11 protein-coding genes are annotated in these 14599 nt (G+C 62.3%); 5 read left to right on the top strand and 6 right to left on the bottom strand.

Features of this window, described 5'->3' with window-relative positions:
- Positions 1-258: 258 nt before the first annotated feature.
- The 3 genes from R3217_02350 to R3217_02340 are packed head-to-tail and all read left to right on the top strand — an operon-like array spanning position 259 to position 6154.
- Positions 259-981, top strand: coding sequence for a protein phosphatase 2C domain-containing protein (locus tag R3217_02350; protein MDX1454274.1), 723 nt, complete (start codon positions 259-261; stop codon positions 979-981).
- A 54-nt stretch (positions 982-1035) separates the two neighbouring features.
- Entirely contained in the window at positions 1036-5562 is a 4527-nt protein-coding gene (locus R3217_02345; protein MDX1454273.1) for a protein kinase, read from the top strand.
- Between the two features lie 31 nt (positions 5563-5593).
- Positions 5594-6154, top strand: a complete 561-nt coding sequence (locus R3217_02340; protein MDX1454272.1) for a hypothetical protein — start codon at positions 5594-5596, stop codon at positions 6152-6154.
- Positions 6155-6241: 87 nt separating this feature from the next.
- Here R3217_02340 and R3217_02335 read toward each other — a convergent pair whose 3' ends face one another.
- Both R3217_02335 and R3217_02330 read right to left on the bottom strand, forming a co-directional pair.
- Positions 6242-7138 carry an adenylate/guanylate cyclase domain-containing protein gene (locus tag R3217_02335; GenBank protein ID MDX1454271.1) on the bottom strand — a complete coding sequence of 299 codons (897 nt, stop codon included), beginning with the start codon at positions 7136-7138 and terminating at the stop codon, positions 6242-6244.
- 168 nt (positions 7139-7306) lie between these two features.
- Complete coding sequence (locus tag R3217_02330) at positions 7307-8140, bottom strand: methyltransferase domain-containing protein (protein ID MDX1454270.1); 834 nt, start codon at positions 8138-8140, stop codon at positions 7307-7309.
- Positions 8141-8318: 178 nt separating this feature from the next.
- Between R3217_02330 and R3217_02325 the strand changes: the two genes are divergently transcribed.
- Together R3217_02325 and R3217_02320 are read left to right on the top strand one after the other, a co-directional pair.
- A complete protein-coding gene (locus tag R3217_02325; protein ID MDX1454269.1) occupies positions 8319-10220 on the top strand; it encodes an FTR1 family protein in 1902 nt (633 codons plus the stop codon).
- A 36-nt stretch (positions 10221-10256) separates the two neighbouring features.
- Positions 10257-11699, top strand: coding sequence for a M28 family peptidase (locus R3217_02320; GenBank protein ID MDX1454268.1), 1443 nt, complete (start codon positions 10257-10259; stop codon positions 11697-11699).
- Positions 11700-11707: 8 nt separating this feature from the next.
- On the opposite strand, the gene dusA is transcribed toward R3217_02320, so the two are convergent.
- From dusA to R3217_02300, 4 genes are all read right to left on the bottom strand, one after another.
- Positions 11708-12718 (bottom strand): tRNA dihydrouridine(20/20a) synthase DusA, encoded by a 1011-nt coding sequence (gene dusA, locus R3217_02315; GenBank protein ID MDX1454267.1) that lies wholly within the window; start codon positions 12716-12718, stop codon positions 11708-11710.
- A gap of 83 nt (positions 12719-12801) precedes the next feature.
- Positions 12802-13668 carry a PA2778 family cysteine peptidase gene (locus R3217_02310; GenBank protein MDX1454266.1) on the bottom strand — a complete coding sequence of 289 codons (867 nt, stop codon included), beginning with the start codon at positions 13666-13668 and terminating at the stop codon, positions 12802-12804.
- A gap of 100 nt (positions 13669-13768) precedes the next feature.
- Positions 13769-14155, bottom strand: a complete 387-nt coding sequence (locus tag R3217_02305; protein MDX1454265.1) for a PA2779 family protein — start codon at positions 14153-14155, stop codon at positions 13769-13771.
- Between the two features lie 35 nt (positions 14156-14190).
- Positions 14191-14574 carry a PA2779 family protein gene (locus R3217_02300; GenBank protein MDX1454264.1) on the bottom strand — a complete coding sequence of 128 codons (384 nt, stop codon included), beginning with the start codon at positions 14572-14574 and terminating at the stop codon, positions 14191-14193.
- Between the last annotated feature and the right edge of the window lie 25 nt (positions 14575-14599).

Raw genomic sequence — 14599 nt, 5'->3', positions numbered from 1 at the left:
AATATTGCGACTTAACAATATTCTGCAAACGGCTGATTTGCAATAATCCAAGGCTGGAATATTGATTAGTTCAATATCGGACTTGTTTCCACTTATTTTCAGCCTGAACACTGCCAGCCAAGTACCCAACAATCTTCACTTTTATTATGGCAATCGTGCGCCAGCCGCTATATTTTATGTCAACCTGCAAGCCGGAATCGGGGGTACTCCGGATGGCGTACGGCAGGCACTACATCAGAGGCAGCTCAGGGGTTATTGATGGGGTCGACAGAAGGATTTGCCTGGAGCTCCGAAGCCGTCAGCCACGTCGGTACGGTCCGCAAGGTCAACGAGGATTCCTGCCTGGATCGCCCTGAAAAGGGTCTTTGGGTCGTGGCGGATGGCATGGGGGGTCATGCAGCTGGCGATGTTGCCAGCCAGGCCATCACGGCCGCGCTGGACGAGATGCCGGCCGCCGATTCCCTGGCGCAGCTGGCCGACCAGGTCGAACGCTGCCTTCGTGATGTGAACACACGGCTCGTCAAGCTGGCCGAGGATTCCGAGAAGCAGACCATCGGCAGCACGGTATCCGTCATGATTGCCCGCAACAGCCACGCCATCTGCATCTGGGCAGGTGACAGCCGCGTCTACCGCCTGCGCAAGGGAACACTGGAACAGCTGACCCAGGACCATGCCATGGTCGAAGACATGGTGGATGTCGGCCTGATCAGCCAGGAAGAAGCCGAGCACCATCCGCAGGCCAACCGGATCACGCGCGCCATCGGGGCGGCGCCCGAGGTGTTTGTCGACATGGACATTTTCGAACTGCAGAAAGGGGATCGCTTCCTGCTCTGCAGTGACGGTCTTTACAAGGAATTGCAGCCGGCGGACATCACCAAGATACTGAAGGGACGCGGCAATCGCGCCAAGGCCGGTGTGGACCTCGCACTGGACCGAGGCGCAAGAGACAACGTCACCGTCATCACGGTGACCATAAACTGAATATTCTGACAACAAGCAGACGGCGGCGCAGGGTCGCAGCCAGGGGAAACTGAAGTGGCCGATTTCAAAGACTTGCTCTCGGAGCTGACACAGGGAAATGCCAGCCTCGAAACGGTTCGCAGCTGGGTGGAAGATGCACTCGAGGAAGGCGATGCCACCCGGGAGCAGTTGAGTGCCCAGCTTGACGAAGTGAAGGGGGCCTTGCCCGACGACATGGTCGCCGCGCTGCAGGGAATGATCGAAGGTGAGCCGAGTGGCGACTCGGGCAACGATGGCGGCCTGGAATTCGATTTCGACCTGGAAGTGCCCGCCGCCGACGACGGCGACAAGACCGTGGTCGATCCGGAAATGGAGGCGCCCTCCTTCGACGGTGAGCTAAGCCTTGAAGAACCTGCCGAACCCGCGTCATCCGACAGCAGCGAAGACACCACGGCGAGCGAAGACGACGGCGGCCAGGCTGTCGGTCAGTCGGAAGAAAACCCCTTCGGCACCATCGACCCCTTTGCGACCGGTGATGCGCCGGCGTCCGATCCCAATGCTGGTGATCGCACGGAAGTCATGCAGCCAGCCGATTCCGACAAGACCGAAGTCGTGCAGAAGCCTGCCGATTCCGACAAGACCGAAGTCGTTCCCCAGGCTGGCGGTGACAAGACCGAGGTTGTTCGCGACCCCGATGCCACTGTCGTAGGTGGTGACGACCCGACCCAGCGTCCCGGCGCCCTGCGTGGTTCGGACGAGGAAGACCCGTTCGCCATGGCGAATTCCACGGCGCCCGGCGGCGGCATGAGCAGCCCGACCGGTACCGGCTGGCCGACGGCCACCAACTTCCAGGGCAAGGGTTCCGCCCTCGACCCGGACAGCATCGGCCCCGGCACCATCCTGAAGGATCGTTTCGAACTGCTCTCGGCCATCGGCGAGGGCGGTATGGGCAAGGTCTACAAGGCCCGTGACCTTCTCAAGGTCGAAGCCAAGGACCGCAACCCCTACATCGCCGTCAAGCTGCTGTCCGGTGATTTCCGTGAGCACCCCGAGGCGTTCATCGCCTTGCAGCGAGAATCCTCCAAGGCGCAGAAGCTGGCTCACCCGAACATCACCACGGTGTACGACTTCGACCGCGACGGTCCGACCGTCTATCTCACCATGGAGCTCATGGAAGGCCAGGAGCTGGCGCAGTTCATCAAGAAGCTGCCGCCGGGCGGCCTGCCGACCGAGGACGCGCTCGGCATCGTGCAGCAACTTTGTGAAGGCCTGGAATACGCACATGCCCGCAACCTCGTGCATTCCGATTTCAAGCCGGGCAACTGTTTCTACCTCAAGGACGGCACGGTCAAGATTCTCGACTTCGGTATCGCGCGCGCATCGACCACCCGTTCCGATGCGGCCGGCGAAACCACGGTCTTCGACCCGGGCCAGCTGGGCGCGCTGACGCCCGCCTACGCAACCCCGGAAATGTTCGAAGGCGAGGATCCGGCACCGGGCGATGACATCTACGCGCTGGCCTGTGTCGCCTATGAACTGCTGACGGGCAAGCATCCGTTCAACAAGCTGTCGTCCGTCAAGGCAATGGAGAAAGGTCTCTCCCCTGCCCCGATCAACAAGCCCGGCTTCACCAAGCGACAGAACAAGGCGTTGATGAAGGCCCTTGCCTTCAAGCGTGCCGATCGCACGAGCTCCGTCGAGGAGTTCTGGGATGGCGTTCGCTTCAAGAAGAGCTACACGCTGCAGATTGCCGCTGCCAGCATCGGTTTCTCGTTGCTGATCGGCGTGCTGGCCTACAAGCCGGTTGTCGAATTCATCGAAGACAAGCAAGTCAACAACATCATTGCCGAGCTCGACGCCGGACAGCGCCAGGTGCCGGAAGTGCTGGAGCTGATCAAGAGCGACGAGCTGAGCGAACGTGCCGACCAGAACCTGCTCGACATCGGTCGTGAAACGATTTTCGAGTACTTCGAGCAACGCGCCGAAGCGGCGATCGACGAAACCCAGGACAAGTACGATTTCCCGCAGGCGCTTGCCGTCATCCAGGAAGCCAAGCAGTACTACGAGGACTCGGCCGCCCTGTTGAGCATCGAGTCCGACATCATCAGCCGCCGGAACGGCCTGATCTCGGAACTGACCACCGATTTCGACAACTACCTGGCAGAAGACCGGCTCATGCCGATCGAGGGCGAGGATGACATTACCGACCTGCTCGCCAAGCTGCGCCAGGCCGATCCCGGCAACCCGCTGCTCGAAGACGCCCGTCTTTCGCAACGTTATGCCACCCTGGCAGAGCAGGCCATCGCCGACGGCGAATGGCAGCGCGCCAAGGAATACCTGACCGCCGGTCTCGACTACTCGGCGACGGATGCTTCCTTGCTCAACCTGGATGACCAGGTGACACGCGAACTGCAGCGCCAGGCCGATGCGCGACTGGTCGCCGAGATCAAGGATCGCCTCAACGCAGCCAAGGGCGATCTCAAGACGGTGGCTGATTACGCCACGGTCGTCGACGACCTCCGTCGTCTCGAGGAACTTCGCCCGGATGACGCACTGTTGAAGGAAATCGTCACGCCGCTGCGCAGCTCGGTCAGCAGCAGCCTGCAGCAGGCAATCGCAGCGAGCGAATGGCGCCAGGCCGAAGGCCTCTTGCGCACCTTCGCGACCATGTTCTCCGTGCCTGAACTGCTGGACATGCGCAATACCCTGTCCCGTGCGGAAGTGAACGCCGGCTACCAGCCCGAGAACCTCGGCGAAGTGCTGGCGGCCCTGGACGAGCGCCAGCAGGCCATGAACAGGTTGCTGGCCTCGCCGCAGTACAACAACGAGTGGTCCGATGAACTGCTTCGCAATTTCAAGGAAACCATCAGTTTGCTGCGCCCGGGCAACACCTGGTTCGACCAGATGCAGACGCGCATCGTCGATTCCTATGTCGACAATGCCCGCCAGCTGGTCGAAGCCGAACGCTTTGATGCCGCTACCCGCAGCCTGCAGGCCGCCCGCGCCTTCAACCCGGGCCTGCCTGTATTCGATGCCGAGGCAGAGAAGCTGGCTGCTGCCAAGGCCGACTTCGACCGCCGCCAGGCCGAACGCATCCGCCTTGCACAGATCAACGCGGCCAAGAACAGCCTGGTCGCACAGACGAATGCCAACGACATCAATGCGGCCATCAATACCTTCGAGCAGCTGAAGCAGGAATTGCCCGTCGATGACGAGTTCATCACCACGACCGGCCCGCAGATGATTGCCGACAGCTTCCTGCGACTGGCTACAGCCCAGGCGGAGCGCGAGGAATTCGCCAACGCCGTGCAGTTCGCGCAGCGTGGCCTGGAATACGTGCCGGGCATGCAGGGCCTCGAGAAGGCCCTCTCGGACTACGAGAACCTCGCCAAGCGCGAGCAGCTGATCAAGGGCGCAGCCCAGGCTACGACCGGCACCATCGGCAACCTGCCGCCGCTGCTGCGTGAAGTTCGTGGCCTGTTCCCGGATGACGCTACCGCCATCCAGAACGAAGCCATGCGCCAGCTGGCCGATCGCATCAAGCGACTGGAAGCCTCTGACGTGACTGCGGCCAACGACCTGTGGGATGCCGCCAAGCGCCTGTTCCCCGGAACGCGCGTCATTGACGGTCTGAGCCTCAAGGCCCCGCCCCGTCCCTCCAAGTACGTCCCGTCGGCCCGCCAGGCCATGGAGCGCAAGCAGCTCACCGAGGCGGAGAACATTCTCGCCACGGCGCGTCGTGAAGAGCCAGGCAACCAGCAGGTCGCCGAATTTGCGAGAGAACTCGGCGAGCGCCAGGACCAGGCCAATGTCTACTACTCGAGCTACCAGCAGCTGATGGCGCGTGGCCAGAAAACGGAAGCCAAGCGTTACCTCGATGCTGCACTGAGCTTCTGGACCGACAATCCTAAGTACAAGGACGAGCTCGCCAAGAACTTCACGACCACCCGCGCGCCGACCCGCAGTGCCGATGGCTCGCGGCCCTGCACCGCAAGCCTGGCCGGCTTCGGCCGCTCCGGTCGCGCTGTCTGCTTCGATATCCTGAGCGGCAGCACGCGTGGTCCGGAGCTGGTTGTCGTACCTGCAGGCGGCGGCATCAGCAAGCCCTTCGCCATCGGCAAGTACGAGATTTCGAACGGCGACCTGAACGCCTATTGCAGGGCCAGCAGCAATTGCCCGGTCAACTCGGATACCGGCATGCCGGCTACCAACATTTCGCTCAGCGTCATGCAGGGTTACGTCAACTGGCTGACCCAGACGACCGGCAAGCAGTATCGCCTGCCGACCGCGGCCGAGTGGAGCTATGCGGCCACTGCAACCAACCCGAAGGCAGTGACCAACTTCAACTGCCGTGTTACCCAGGGCGGGCAGATCCTCAAGGGTCTGACGATGCTCGAGATCAAGTCCGGGCGTGCAAATCCGTGGGGCCTGATGAACTACGTCGGCAACGTACAGGAAGTGGTGCGTGACGGCGGTGGGCATGCGGCTCGCGGCGGTGCGTTCCAGGACAACCTGTCGACCTGTGACATCGGCTTGAGTCGCAACTTCTCCGGCCAGGCCAGCGAGATCACCGGCTTCCGGGTTGCGCGAGAGACGGACTGAGGCCAGGGAATACAAGGACGGAGCAGTCACGATGAAGGTTTCGCAGCTACGCGATCTGACGCGAAAGTTTGCTTCCGGCGGGATGCCGGAGGAAGACTATCGTCGCGAGCGAGGGAAATTGATCGATGCCATCGTGAACGGCGATGTATCCATCAAGTATCGCGACATTCGCCCGACCAATCGTCCGCAAGCCACTCCCAAGGTCGATCGGCGCAAGCTGATCATGCTGTCGGTGGGTGTGCTGCTGATAGCGATGCTGGCGATATCGCTGCTCATCCAGCTCACCAGCCAGCCAGCAGAGGAGCCCGCGGAAATCGTGATCAAGGAGCAGCCCGGCGTCGAGCTGCTGCGGGGGTTCGTCGAGGCGGATCGATGGGACGAACCGACCCTGGAAAACCTGGAGTCGAACTGGCAGGAACTTACCGGGTTCGAGCGCGAGACGGCTCGCCAGAGCCTCTGGTACCGGCGCCTGAAATCGCAAGCCGAATCTCGTATCAAGGAATACGAAGCACTGGGTACGCCCGAAGGACTGATGCAGGCAGCTCGCCTGCGCGTGTTTGCCGAGCGAATGGATTTCATGCCAGGCAGCTGATTCGGGCCCTGCCGACGACCATCAAAAAAGGCCTCCTGGGAGGCCTTTTTCAATCACGTCACCTGCCGGTTCATCCGCGCCGGCAAATCAGCCCGCTTCGTACTTGAACAGGATGGCTTCCGGCTCCTTGTCGTCCAGCGCCTGCCCCAGCCCGATCACACCGGTACCGGTCAACTGGACGTTGTCGCGGCGTACGAAACGATCCTCACCACCATCGATGTGCACAAAGGTGCCGTTGATGCTCTGGTCGGTCAGGAAAAAATTGCCTTTGCGGAATTCGATTCTGGCGTGCATGCGGCTGACCAGGTTGTGCTTGACCACCAGGTCGCTCTGGTCGGCACGACCCATGACGACAGTCGGACGATCCTCGCCGACCTCGATACTGTTGCCCTTGTATTCGAGCATCAGGCGCCCGCGCAATTCCGTGGTCGATGATCCGAAACCGACTGAAGCCATGCGCGTGACGTCCTCGCGCTGCCAGAGGACTTCGTAGAGATCGATCTCGTCCTTCTTGCCCTTGACCACGGCTCTGTCGATCTGCCGCACCGCATCTTCCCACAGCGGGCCGAATTCCTTGACGGAACTCGAGGTGGTGATGATCTGGCCGGCCTTGGCCTGTCCAGCCATTCGAGCTGCCACGTTGACGGCATCGCCGAACACGTCGCCCTTGTCGAGCAAGGCAGGACCATGATGAAAACCGATGCGGATTTCGATATTGCGACCATCGACCACAAGATTCTCGGTGATCTCTTCCTGCATCTCCGAAGCTGCCGTGCAGGCATCATCGGCCGTCGGGAAAGTGACCATGACTTCATCGCCAATGGTCTTGATCAACGTACCCTTGTTCCTTTCGGTGGCCGCCGTCATGATGGAAACACAGCGCGCGATGGTTTCACGTGCCTTGACGTCCCCAATCGTGTCGTAGAGTTTCGTGCTTCCGCAAACGTCGGCAAACAGTATCGTCAGCTGCGTTTCGTTGACCATGCTCCTGGTACCCTTCTCCCGCCGGTGGGCGACAATCCCCATCGCCCGGATTTATTGTCTTGTCCGGCTCCGCGGTTTCGTAAGTTATAGCACGAAATCCGGGGCCAGAGCCCGTCTCTTTCACCATAATTCCCGGAGCCCTGTTCGGGGCCCCGAGCCGCACCCTGACTAGCGCTCGGCCACCAGGTAGGTAATCCATGCGGGGTCCGCCTCGCCTGCCTCGACCGGCTCGAATTCCCCGTCCCCGTCGCCATCTTCATCGGTGCCTTGCCACCAGACCGTGACTTTCGAGAATCCGGCCTCGCGCAGCAGCTCCTGGATTTCCGGCAGGGTCCAGAGACGCCATTCGTAGGTAAATGCGCGATCCAGGCGGGATTTGTCCGGAAAGCGGAAGCTGATGTGGCAGGTGTAATCGCCCGAAACCGGATCGTAGCGATCCTGTTCCCAGACATAGGTGAACTTGCCGCAATCGCGATTTTCCTTGTACTCGTCCTGGAAGGCTTCGTAGCCGCCGAAGCAATCCATGACGAAGATGCCATCCTCGCTCAAGCCTTCCCGAACGGTCTCGTAGTATTTCCGGAGCTGCTCACGGGTCTTGAAAATCCAGTAGCTGAAATTCATCGCTACCGTGACGTCCACGGGCTCCGTAGGCGTTGCCAGCACGTCACCATGGATCAGCTGGATGCGCCGCTGTTCGTCGGCGGAAAGCTTGGCATAGTGGCGCTGGCGCCCCCACTCGAGCACCTCTTGGTCGAGATCCACGCCGACGGCGCGCTTGCCGTGGTCGAGCTTCACCCACTCGCAGGCTGCCCAGGCGGAACCGCAGAAATCCTCACGCAGGCCCTCGGCCTTGCGGCCACGCAGCTCCTCGAAGGTCTCGTCGATGAACTCCATTTCCGCTGGCGCGTCCTGGACGGCGTCCTCGTACAAGGCATAGATGTCCGCCTTGTCCGCCATGGTCTGTCGCTGGGCGCCCTTCGCCGCGCTGCTTCCCTTGCTCATATGCCTTGCTGACCTCCCCTCTTAAAGCCCGGCATTCTAGCGAATGCGGGCCGCAAGCACGAGCAAGGATTGCACTCACCGCAAGGGCAGCTTCAGCTTGTAAATGCGAATAATTACCATTTACAATTACCAATCTTAGGATCCTGACTTTACCCCTTGTTTCGAAGAGGAATGCTTGATGCTGGCCAGATGCCTGACCGCCCTGTTTGCCCTGTCCCTGTCTCTACCCGCCGTCGCCGACCCGGCCAAGCTGGCACAGCTGGTGGATTATGTCGGTGTGGACTATCCCGTCGCCGTCGCCAATGGCGAGGTCATCAGCGAGGCCGAATACCTCGAAATGCTGGAGTTCAGCCAGCTGATCAAGGCCGAGGTCGAAGCACTGGCAAAGGGCGACACCCGGGAGGCCCTGCAACCGGCCGCCGCCACCCTGGTCGAGCAGATCGAAGCGAAGGCCGAACCCGCGGCCATCAACGAGACCACGGCCGAGATGCGCAGCGTGCTGCTCGCCAGTGGCCTGCTGGATGCCGCGCCACGCCGCGTGCCGCAACTGGCTGGCGCCGACGCGCTCTATGCGCAGAATTGCGCGGCCTGCCACGGTGCCAACGGCATGGGCGACGGGCCGGCTGCTCCCGGCATGGAGCCGGAGCCAACCAATTTCCACGATAGCGAGCGTGCCGCACAGCGCACGCTCTACGGTCTTTACAACACCATCAGCCTCGGCGTCGACGGCACCAGCATGCCGGCCTTCCCGCAGCTGAGCGACAGCCAGCGCTGGGCGCTGGCCTTTTACGTAGGCGGAATGCATGTCTCGCCGGACACCCTGGCCAAGGGAGCAGCTGCCTTCGATACCCTGCCAGCCGAACAGCAACCCGACCTCGCCGGCCTGACGGCCACTCGCCTGGCCGAGGTCGCCGAGCGTTCGAGCCTGCAAGCCGACCTGCATGCCTACCTGCGCACCAACCCCGGACTGCTGGCCGACTCGGATCGCAGCCCGATGACCATTGCGATCGCCTCGGTCGACAAGGCCAGTTCGCTGTATGCGCAGGGCGACGGCGCGGCGGCCTACGACATGGCGGTGCAGGCCTACCTTGAAGGCTTCGAGCTGGCCGAGCCCTCGCTGCGTGCTACCCATCCCGAGCTCGTGCTGGACATCGAAGCGGCCATGATGACCCTGCGACAGGTGATCAAGGCAGGCGCCACGATTGCCGAAGTGAATGCCGCGGCAAATGCCGCCAGTGAACTGCTGATCAATGCGCGCGATGCGCTCGACTCGGAAGAAATCTCCGCCAGCGTGGCGTTCTCGAGCGCTTTCATCATCCTGCTGCGTGAAGGCCTGGAAGCCATCCTGATCCTCGGCGCCATTGCGGCGTTCCTGCGCAAGACCGAGCACCCGGAGGCCATGGCCTGGCTGCACGCCGGCTGGATTGCTGCACTGATGGTCGGCGTGGCCACCTGGATCGTGTCGAATTACGTGCTGGCCATCTCCGGCGCCACCCGCGAGGTGACCGAGGGACTGACTGCCCTGCTGGCAGCGGCCATCCTGTTTTATGTCGGTTTCTGGATGCATTCCAAGCTGAACGCCGCTCGCTGGCAGCAGTTCATCCAGTCCAAGCTGCAGGCCGCAATGGACAATCGCGAGCTCTGGGCCATTGCCCTGATTGCCTTTGTCGCGGTCTACCGCGAGGTTTTCGAAACCGTGCTGTTCTTCCAGGCCTTGCTGGCCCAGGTCGGCACGGAAGGCCAGGGGCCGGTGCTGGGTGGTTTTGTTGCGGGTGCGATTTCGATCCTGGTTTCCGCCTGGGCCATCCTCAAGTTCAGCGTGCGCTTGCCGCTCCGGCAGTTCTTCGGTGCGACGGCTTACATCATGATTGCGCTGGCTGTGATCTTCTCCGGCAAGGGCATTGCGGCCCTGCAGGAAGCCGGCATGCTGCCGGTGGACCCGGTATCCTTCCCGCGCATCGAATTGCTGGGCATCTACCCCAACTTGCAGTCGCTGGGCCTCCAGCTCGCCGTGATCGCGGCGGCAGTGGCCTTCATCGTCTACAATGCCCGCTCGACCGATAAACCTGCTGCAGCCTGAGCCCTGCGCTCACGCTGCACCACCAAGGAGTTTGCAATGCTTCGTATGAGTACCCTGGCCGTGCTGGCGCTCGTCGCCAGCCTGTCCCAGCTCCCCGCTGCTGCCGCAGAAACCGGGAGCGCAGACGCGAGCGCTGTCGCGCTGCCGGACGATCTGCGCGAGCGCGCCATTGCGTTGCGCGACAAGGCGCTGGGAGATCCGAGGGCATTCGACCTGCTCGCATCACTGACCACCGAAGTGGGTCCGCGGCCGGCGGGCAGTGCCGCCGACAAGGCGGCCGTCGCCTGGGCAATGCAGAACCTGAAGGCACTGGGCTTCCGCAATGTCCGCGCCGAACCCGTCGAAGTGCCGCATTGGGATCGCGGCGATATTGCGGCGGAGATCCTTGCACCCTACCCGCAGGAAGTCGTGGCCACTGCGCTGGGAGGCAGCATCGGCACGCCGAACGAAGGCATCACGGCACCGGTTCTCGCCGTCGAGTCGCTCGATGAACTCAAGGCGCTGGCCGCATCGCGCGTGCGTGGCAAGATTGTCTACATCGGCAGCCGCATGGAACGTCATCGCGACGGATCCGGCTACAGCCCGGCGGTCCAGAAGCGATCCGATGGTGCCAGCGAGGCAGCGAAGCTGGGCGCCGTTGCGGTGGTCATCCGCTCGGTGGGCACCGACAACAACCGCATCGCCCACACCGGCATGATGCGGTATGAGGATGGCGTCAGGAAGATCCCGGCGATCGCCCTGTCCAATCCCGATGCCGACCTGCTGGAACGCCAGTTGGCCACCGGCCAGGACGTGATGTTCTCCTTCACCCTGTCCGCGCGCCAGCTTCCGAATGAAATGTCCGCCAATGTCATTGGTGAAATCCCTGGCGATACCGACGAGTTCATCCTGCTGGGTGCTCACCTGGATTCCTGGGACGCAGGCACGGGCGCGCATGATGATGGCGCAGGCGTTGCCATCGTCACCATGGCAGCCAAGCTGATCGACGAGATTCGCGGCGACACCCGGCGTGGCATTCGCGTCGTGCTGTTCGCCAACGAGGAGTTCGGCCTGACCGGTGCCAAGGTGTATCGCGACCAGCAACGCGATGCCGTCAAGCAGCACGCCATCGCCATGGAAGCGGACTTTGGCGCGGGTCGTGTCTGGTCGCTGTCATCGCGTGTCGATGAAGCGGACCTGCCGAAGATTGCTGCCATCCACCAGCTGCTCGAACCGCTGGACATCGAGCGCGGCAACAACGAAGCCTACGGTGGTGCGGACATCAATCCGATGGTGAAACTTGGCGTGCCGGTGATCGGTCCGCGCCAGGACGGCACGCTGTACTTCGACCTGCACCACACCGACAACGACACGCTGGATAAAGTGAACCCGGAAGACCTGCGCCAGAACGTGGCGGTGTACGCGGTGTCGGCCTATGTTGCCGCCGAACTGGATGAAGGCTTCCAGCGACTGCCGAATACCGAAGACGAATCGGAATAGGACTTGCCTCAGGCAGCGTCTTCGATGCTGCCTACGGCCTCCAATGCGGCGCGGAGAACTTCGGTTCCCGCGCCTTTTTTTGTGGCCTGCTCGCTGATGGTGCGGCGCCAGCGGCGACCACCCGGCATGCCATGAAACAGCCCCAGCATGTGGCGGGTCATGCGATTCAGCGGCGTTCCCGCAGCCAGTTCGCGTTCGATGAATGGCAGGTAGGCTTCGATGATGTCCTCGCGCGACAGTGGCTCGGATGCGCAGCCGAAAACAACGCGATCGACCTGGGCAAGCAGGTACGGGTTCTGGTAGGCCTCGCGCCCGATCATCACGCCATCGAAAACGTCCAGGTGTGACTGGATGTCAGCCAGTGTCTTCACCCCGCCGTTGAGAATGACCTCCAGTTCCGGGAATGCCTGCTTCACCCGGGCGGCGACGTCATACCGGAGCGGCGGGATTTCCCGGTTTTCCTTCGGACTCAGTCCTTTCAGCCAGGCCTTGCGGGCGTGGATGGTGAATGAGAGGCAACCTGCATCGGCGACGGTCCTGACGAATCGCTCCAGGTCTTCCCAGCGGTCCTGCTCGTCCACGCCAATGCGGGTCTTGACCGTTACCGGCACGCCGACGCGCTGCTGCATGGCGCTGATGCAATCGCCGACCAGCGCAGGCTCGGTCATCAGGCAGGCACCGAAACGTCCCGACTGGACGCGGTCGCTGGGGCAACCGACATTCAAGTTGATTTCGTCGTAGCCGTACTGCTCGGCAATCGCAGCCGCCTCGGCCAGGTCGACGGGATCCGAGCCACCCAGCTGCACGGCCACCGGATGCTCGGCATCATCGAATCCGAGATGGCGATCACGGTCGCCATGCAGGATCGCGCCGGTAGTGACCATTTCCGTATAGAGCAAGGTGCGCTTGCTGATGACACGCAGGAAATTCCGGCAATAGCGATCCGTCCAGTCCATCATCGGAGCGACGGATACGCGCCTGTCGAGGTGGTCGGCAACTTGTGGGGATGGTGTGGTCATGGAATTCCGGTCTATGGCCGCTGCAAAGCGGGCAAATTTTACCCACTTCGAACCGACAGGTCACGCCCTGCTGTCAGCGCCCGTCATTGGCAAGTGGACAGCGACCCGCCCTGCTCCAGGCATTCAAGGAAGGCAGCAGTAGCCTGCACCTGCGCACCGAAGCCAGCCGGCGCAGCCAGTGCGGGCTCCAGGATGGCTTGCGCCTCGGCCACGCGCCCTTCCTCGGCGAGCACCCAGGCGAGGTTGTTGCGCAGCGCCGCTGATTCACCGCCCGCCAGGCCGGACTGCCAGACGCTGATCGCCTGCTCGGCCTCGCCGGCACCGTAATGCAGGTTACCCAGCGCCAGCGCCACCTCCGGGTCATTCGGCCAGCGGACGAATGCCTTTTCCAGGCCGGCACGCGTGCCGATCTCGCCCTGCACTCGCCCGTAGGCCTCCAGGGCACGAACCACGGTGGCGGCAGATGCGGTCACCGGCAAGCGGTCTTCCGGCAAGGCAACCATGGCCCAGTAATCCGCCCGTTGCCAGGTACGCATGAATACCGCAGCGTCGGTGCGCAGCGTCTCGTAATCACCTGACCGCAAGGTGATGGTGTCGCTGTCCGAACCGATGACCACCGCGTAGTGCCACGCGGGATACCAGCTGATGCCATTGTTCTGCAGGATCAGGACAGGATGACCGGCCTCGAGCTCGGCCAGCATGGCCTCGGGCGTGGCAGGGATGACATAGGGCACCCGACCGCTGCGACGGGCCGCCGCCAGCATTTCCGGCTGCAAGGAACCGCCTTTCTCCGGGATGTACAACCAGGGCTCGAGATCCTGTGGCGTGGTTTCGACGCCGCTCCAGGACAGCAGCGCGGCCAGCGAAGCCGGACCGCACTGGCGATAGTCCTGCGGGAAGAACGGCACACCCGCCACGGCTGTCTCGGCATTCTGTTCGGGCCACGGCAAGGGCGGCGGCCCCGACGCGCAGCCGCCAAGAATCGCTACCGCCAGAACGAGAAAAACCTGCCGACGCCAGGCGCCGGCAGGATACGTCGATACACTCAACTCAGTTCGCCGCGTTGATGAACGGGAAGATGTTGGTCACGCCGGCCACATCGAGAATAATCAATACCAGCAGGACCACGGCCAACGTACCGACAGCACCGGCACCGGCCGGCATGTCTTCCATTTCGGCATGCAGCTGGGCAACTTCGGCATCGGTCATCGCCGCGACACGGGCTTCGACATCAGCCTGGTCGACACCGAGTGCCAGCAATTGCGCCTGTACGTCCTCGCGGTTCAGTTGCTCGACCAATGCCGCCCGCGTGGCATCCGCATCGACCTGCTTGACGTAGTCGCTGGTGGTGATCATGCCACCCGCCTGGGCGGGGGCAGCCAGCGTCATCAGCAGGAAAATCGGTGTGAGAATTCCAGATATGATCTTTCTGTTCATTGCTGTTCTCCCGGTTCGAAGAAGGGGTTGCTCGACTATACGAGAAGTATGATCAGGATGATCAAGAGAATCAGCGTGGTATCGCTGATCGCCGCACCCGCAGGCATCTGTTCGATGTCGGCATGCAGTTGCATGACCTCGGCATCCGACATGGCGGCTACGCGGGCTTCGACATCATCGACATCCACGCCAAGCTCCACCATCTGCGCCTGCACGTCGTCGCGCATCAGGTGTTCAGTCACCGCATCGCGCATCTGGGCAGCATCGGTCTGCTGGATGTAGTCGGCAGTGCTTACCAGGCCGGCATGCCGGGCCTGGTCCGTATCGGATGCCGGAGGTCCGTAAGCGTGAACGGAAGAAACCATTCCCGCGAAAAGAAAGACCGGGGTTACAAATAGAACCAGTATCTGCTTGAACATGAGCCCATCTCCTCGACATGTGCGC

Source organism: Gammaproteobacteria bacterium (genome assembly GCA_033720895.1).
Taxonomy (GTDB): Bacteria; Pseudomonadota; Gammaproteobacteria; order Natronospirales; family JAJUFS01; genus JAWWBS01.
Note: the sequence above shows the minus strand (reverse complement) of the source record. Positions and strands in the feature narration are given on the sequence as shown.

Coding starts and splice junctions, on each gene's coding strand:
- R3217_02335 (MDX1454271.1), bottom strand. CDS start 7,138: ATGGTCAACGAAACGCAGCTGACGATACTGTTTGCCGACGTTTGCGGA.
- R3217_02340 (MDX1454272.1), top strand. CDS start 5,594: ATGAAGGTTTCGCAGCTACGCGATCTGACGCGAAAGTTTGCTTCCGGC.
- R3217_02305 (MDX1454265.1), bottom strand. CDS start 14,155: ATGAACAGAAAGATCATATCTGGAATTCTCACACCGATTTTCCTGCTG.
- dusA (MDX1454267.1), bottom strand. CDS start 12,718: ATGACCACACCATCCCCACAAGTTGCCGACCACCTCGACAGGCGCGTA.
- R3217_02330 (MDX1454270.1), bottom strand. CDS start 8,140: ATGAGCAAGGGAAGCAGCGCGGCGAAGGGCGCCCAGCGACAGACCATG.
- R3217_02300 (MDX1454264.1), bottom strand. CDS start 14,574: ATGTTCAAGCAGATACTGGTTCTATTTGTAACCCCGGTCTTTCTTTTC.
- R3217_02350 (MDX1454274.1), top strand. CDS start 259: ATGGGGTCGACAGAAGGATTTGCCTGGAGCTCCGAAGCCGTCAGCCAC.
- R3217_02320 (MDX1454268.1), top strand. CDS start 10,257: ATGCTTCGTATGAGTACCCTGGCCGTGCTGGCGCTCGTCGCCAGCCTG.
- R3217_02325 (MDX1454269.1), top strand. CDS start 8,319: ATGCTGGCCAGATGCCTGACCGCCCTGTTTGCCCTGTCCCTGTCTCTA.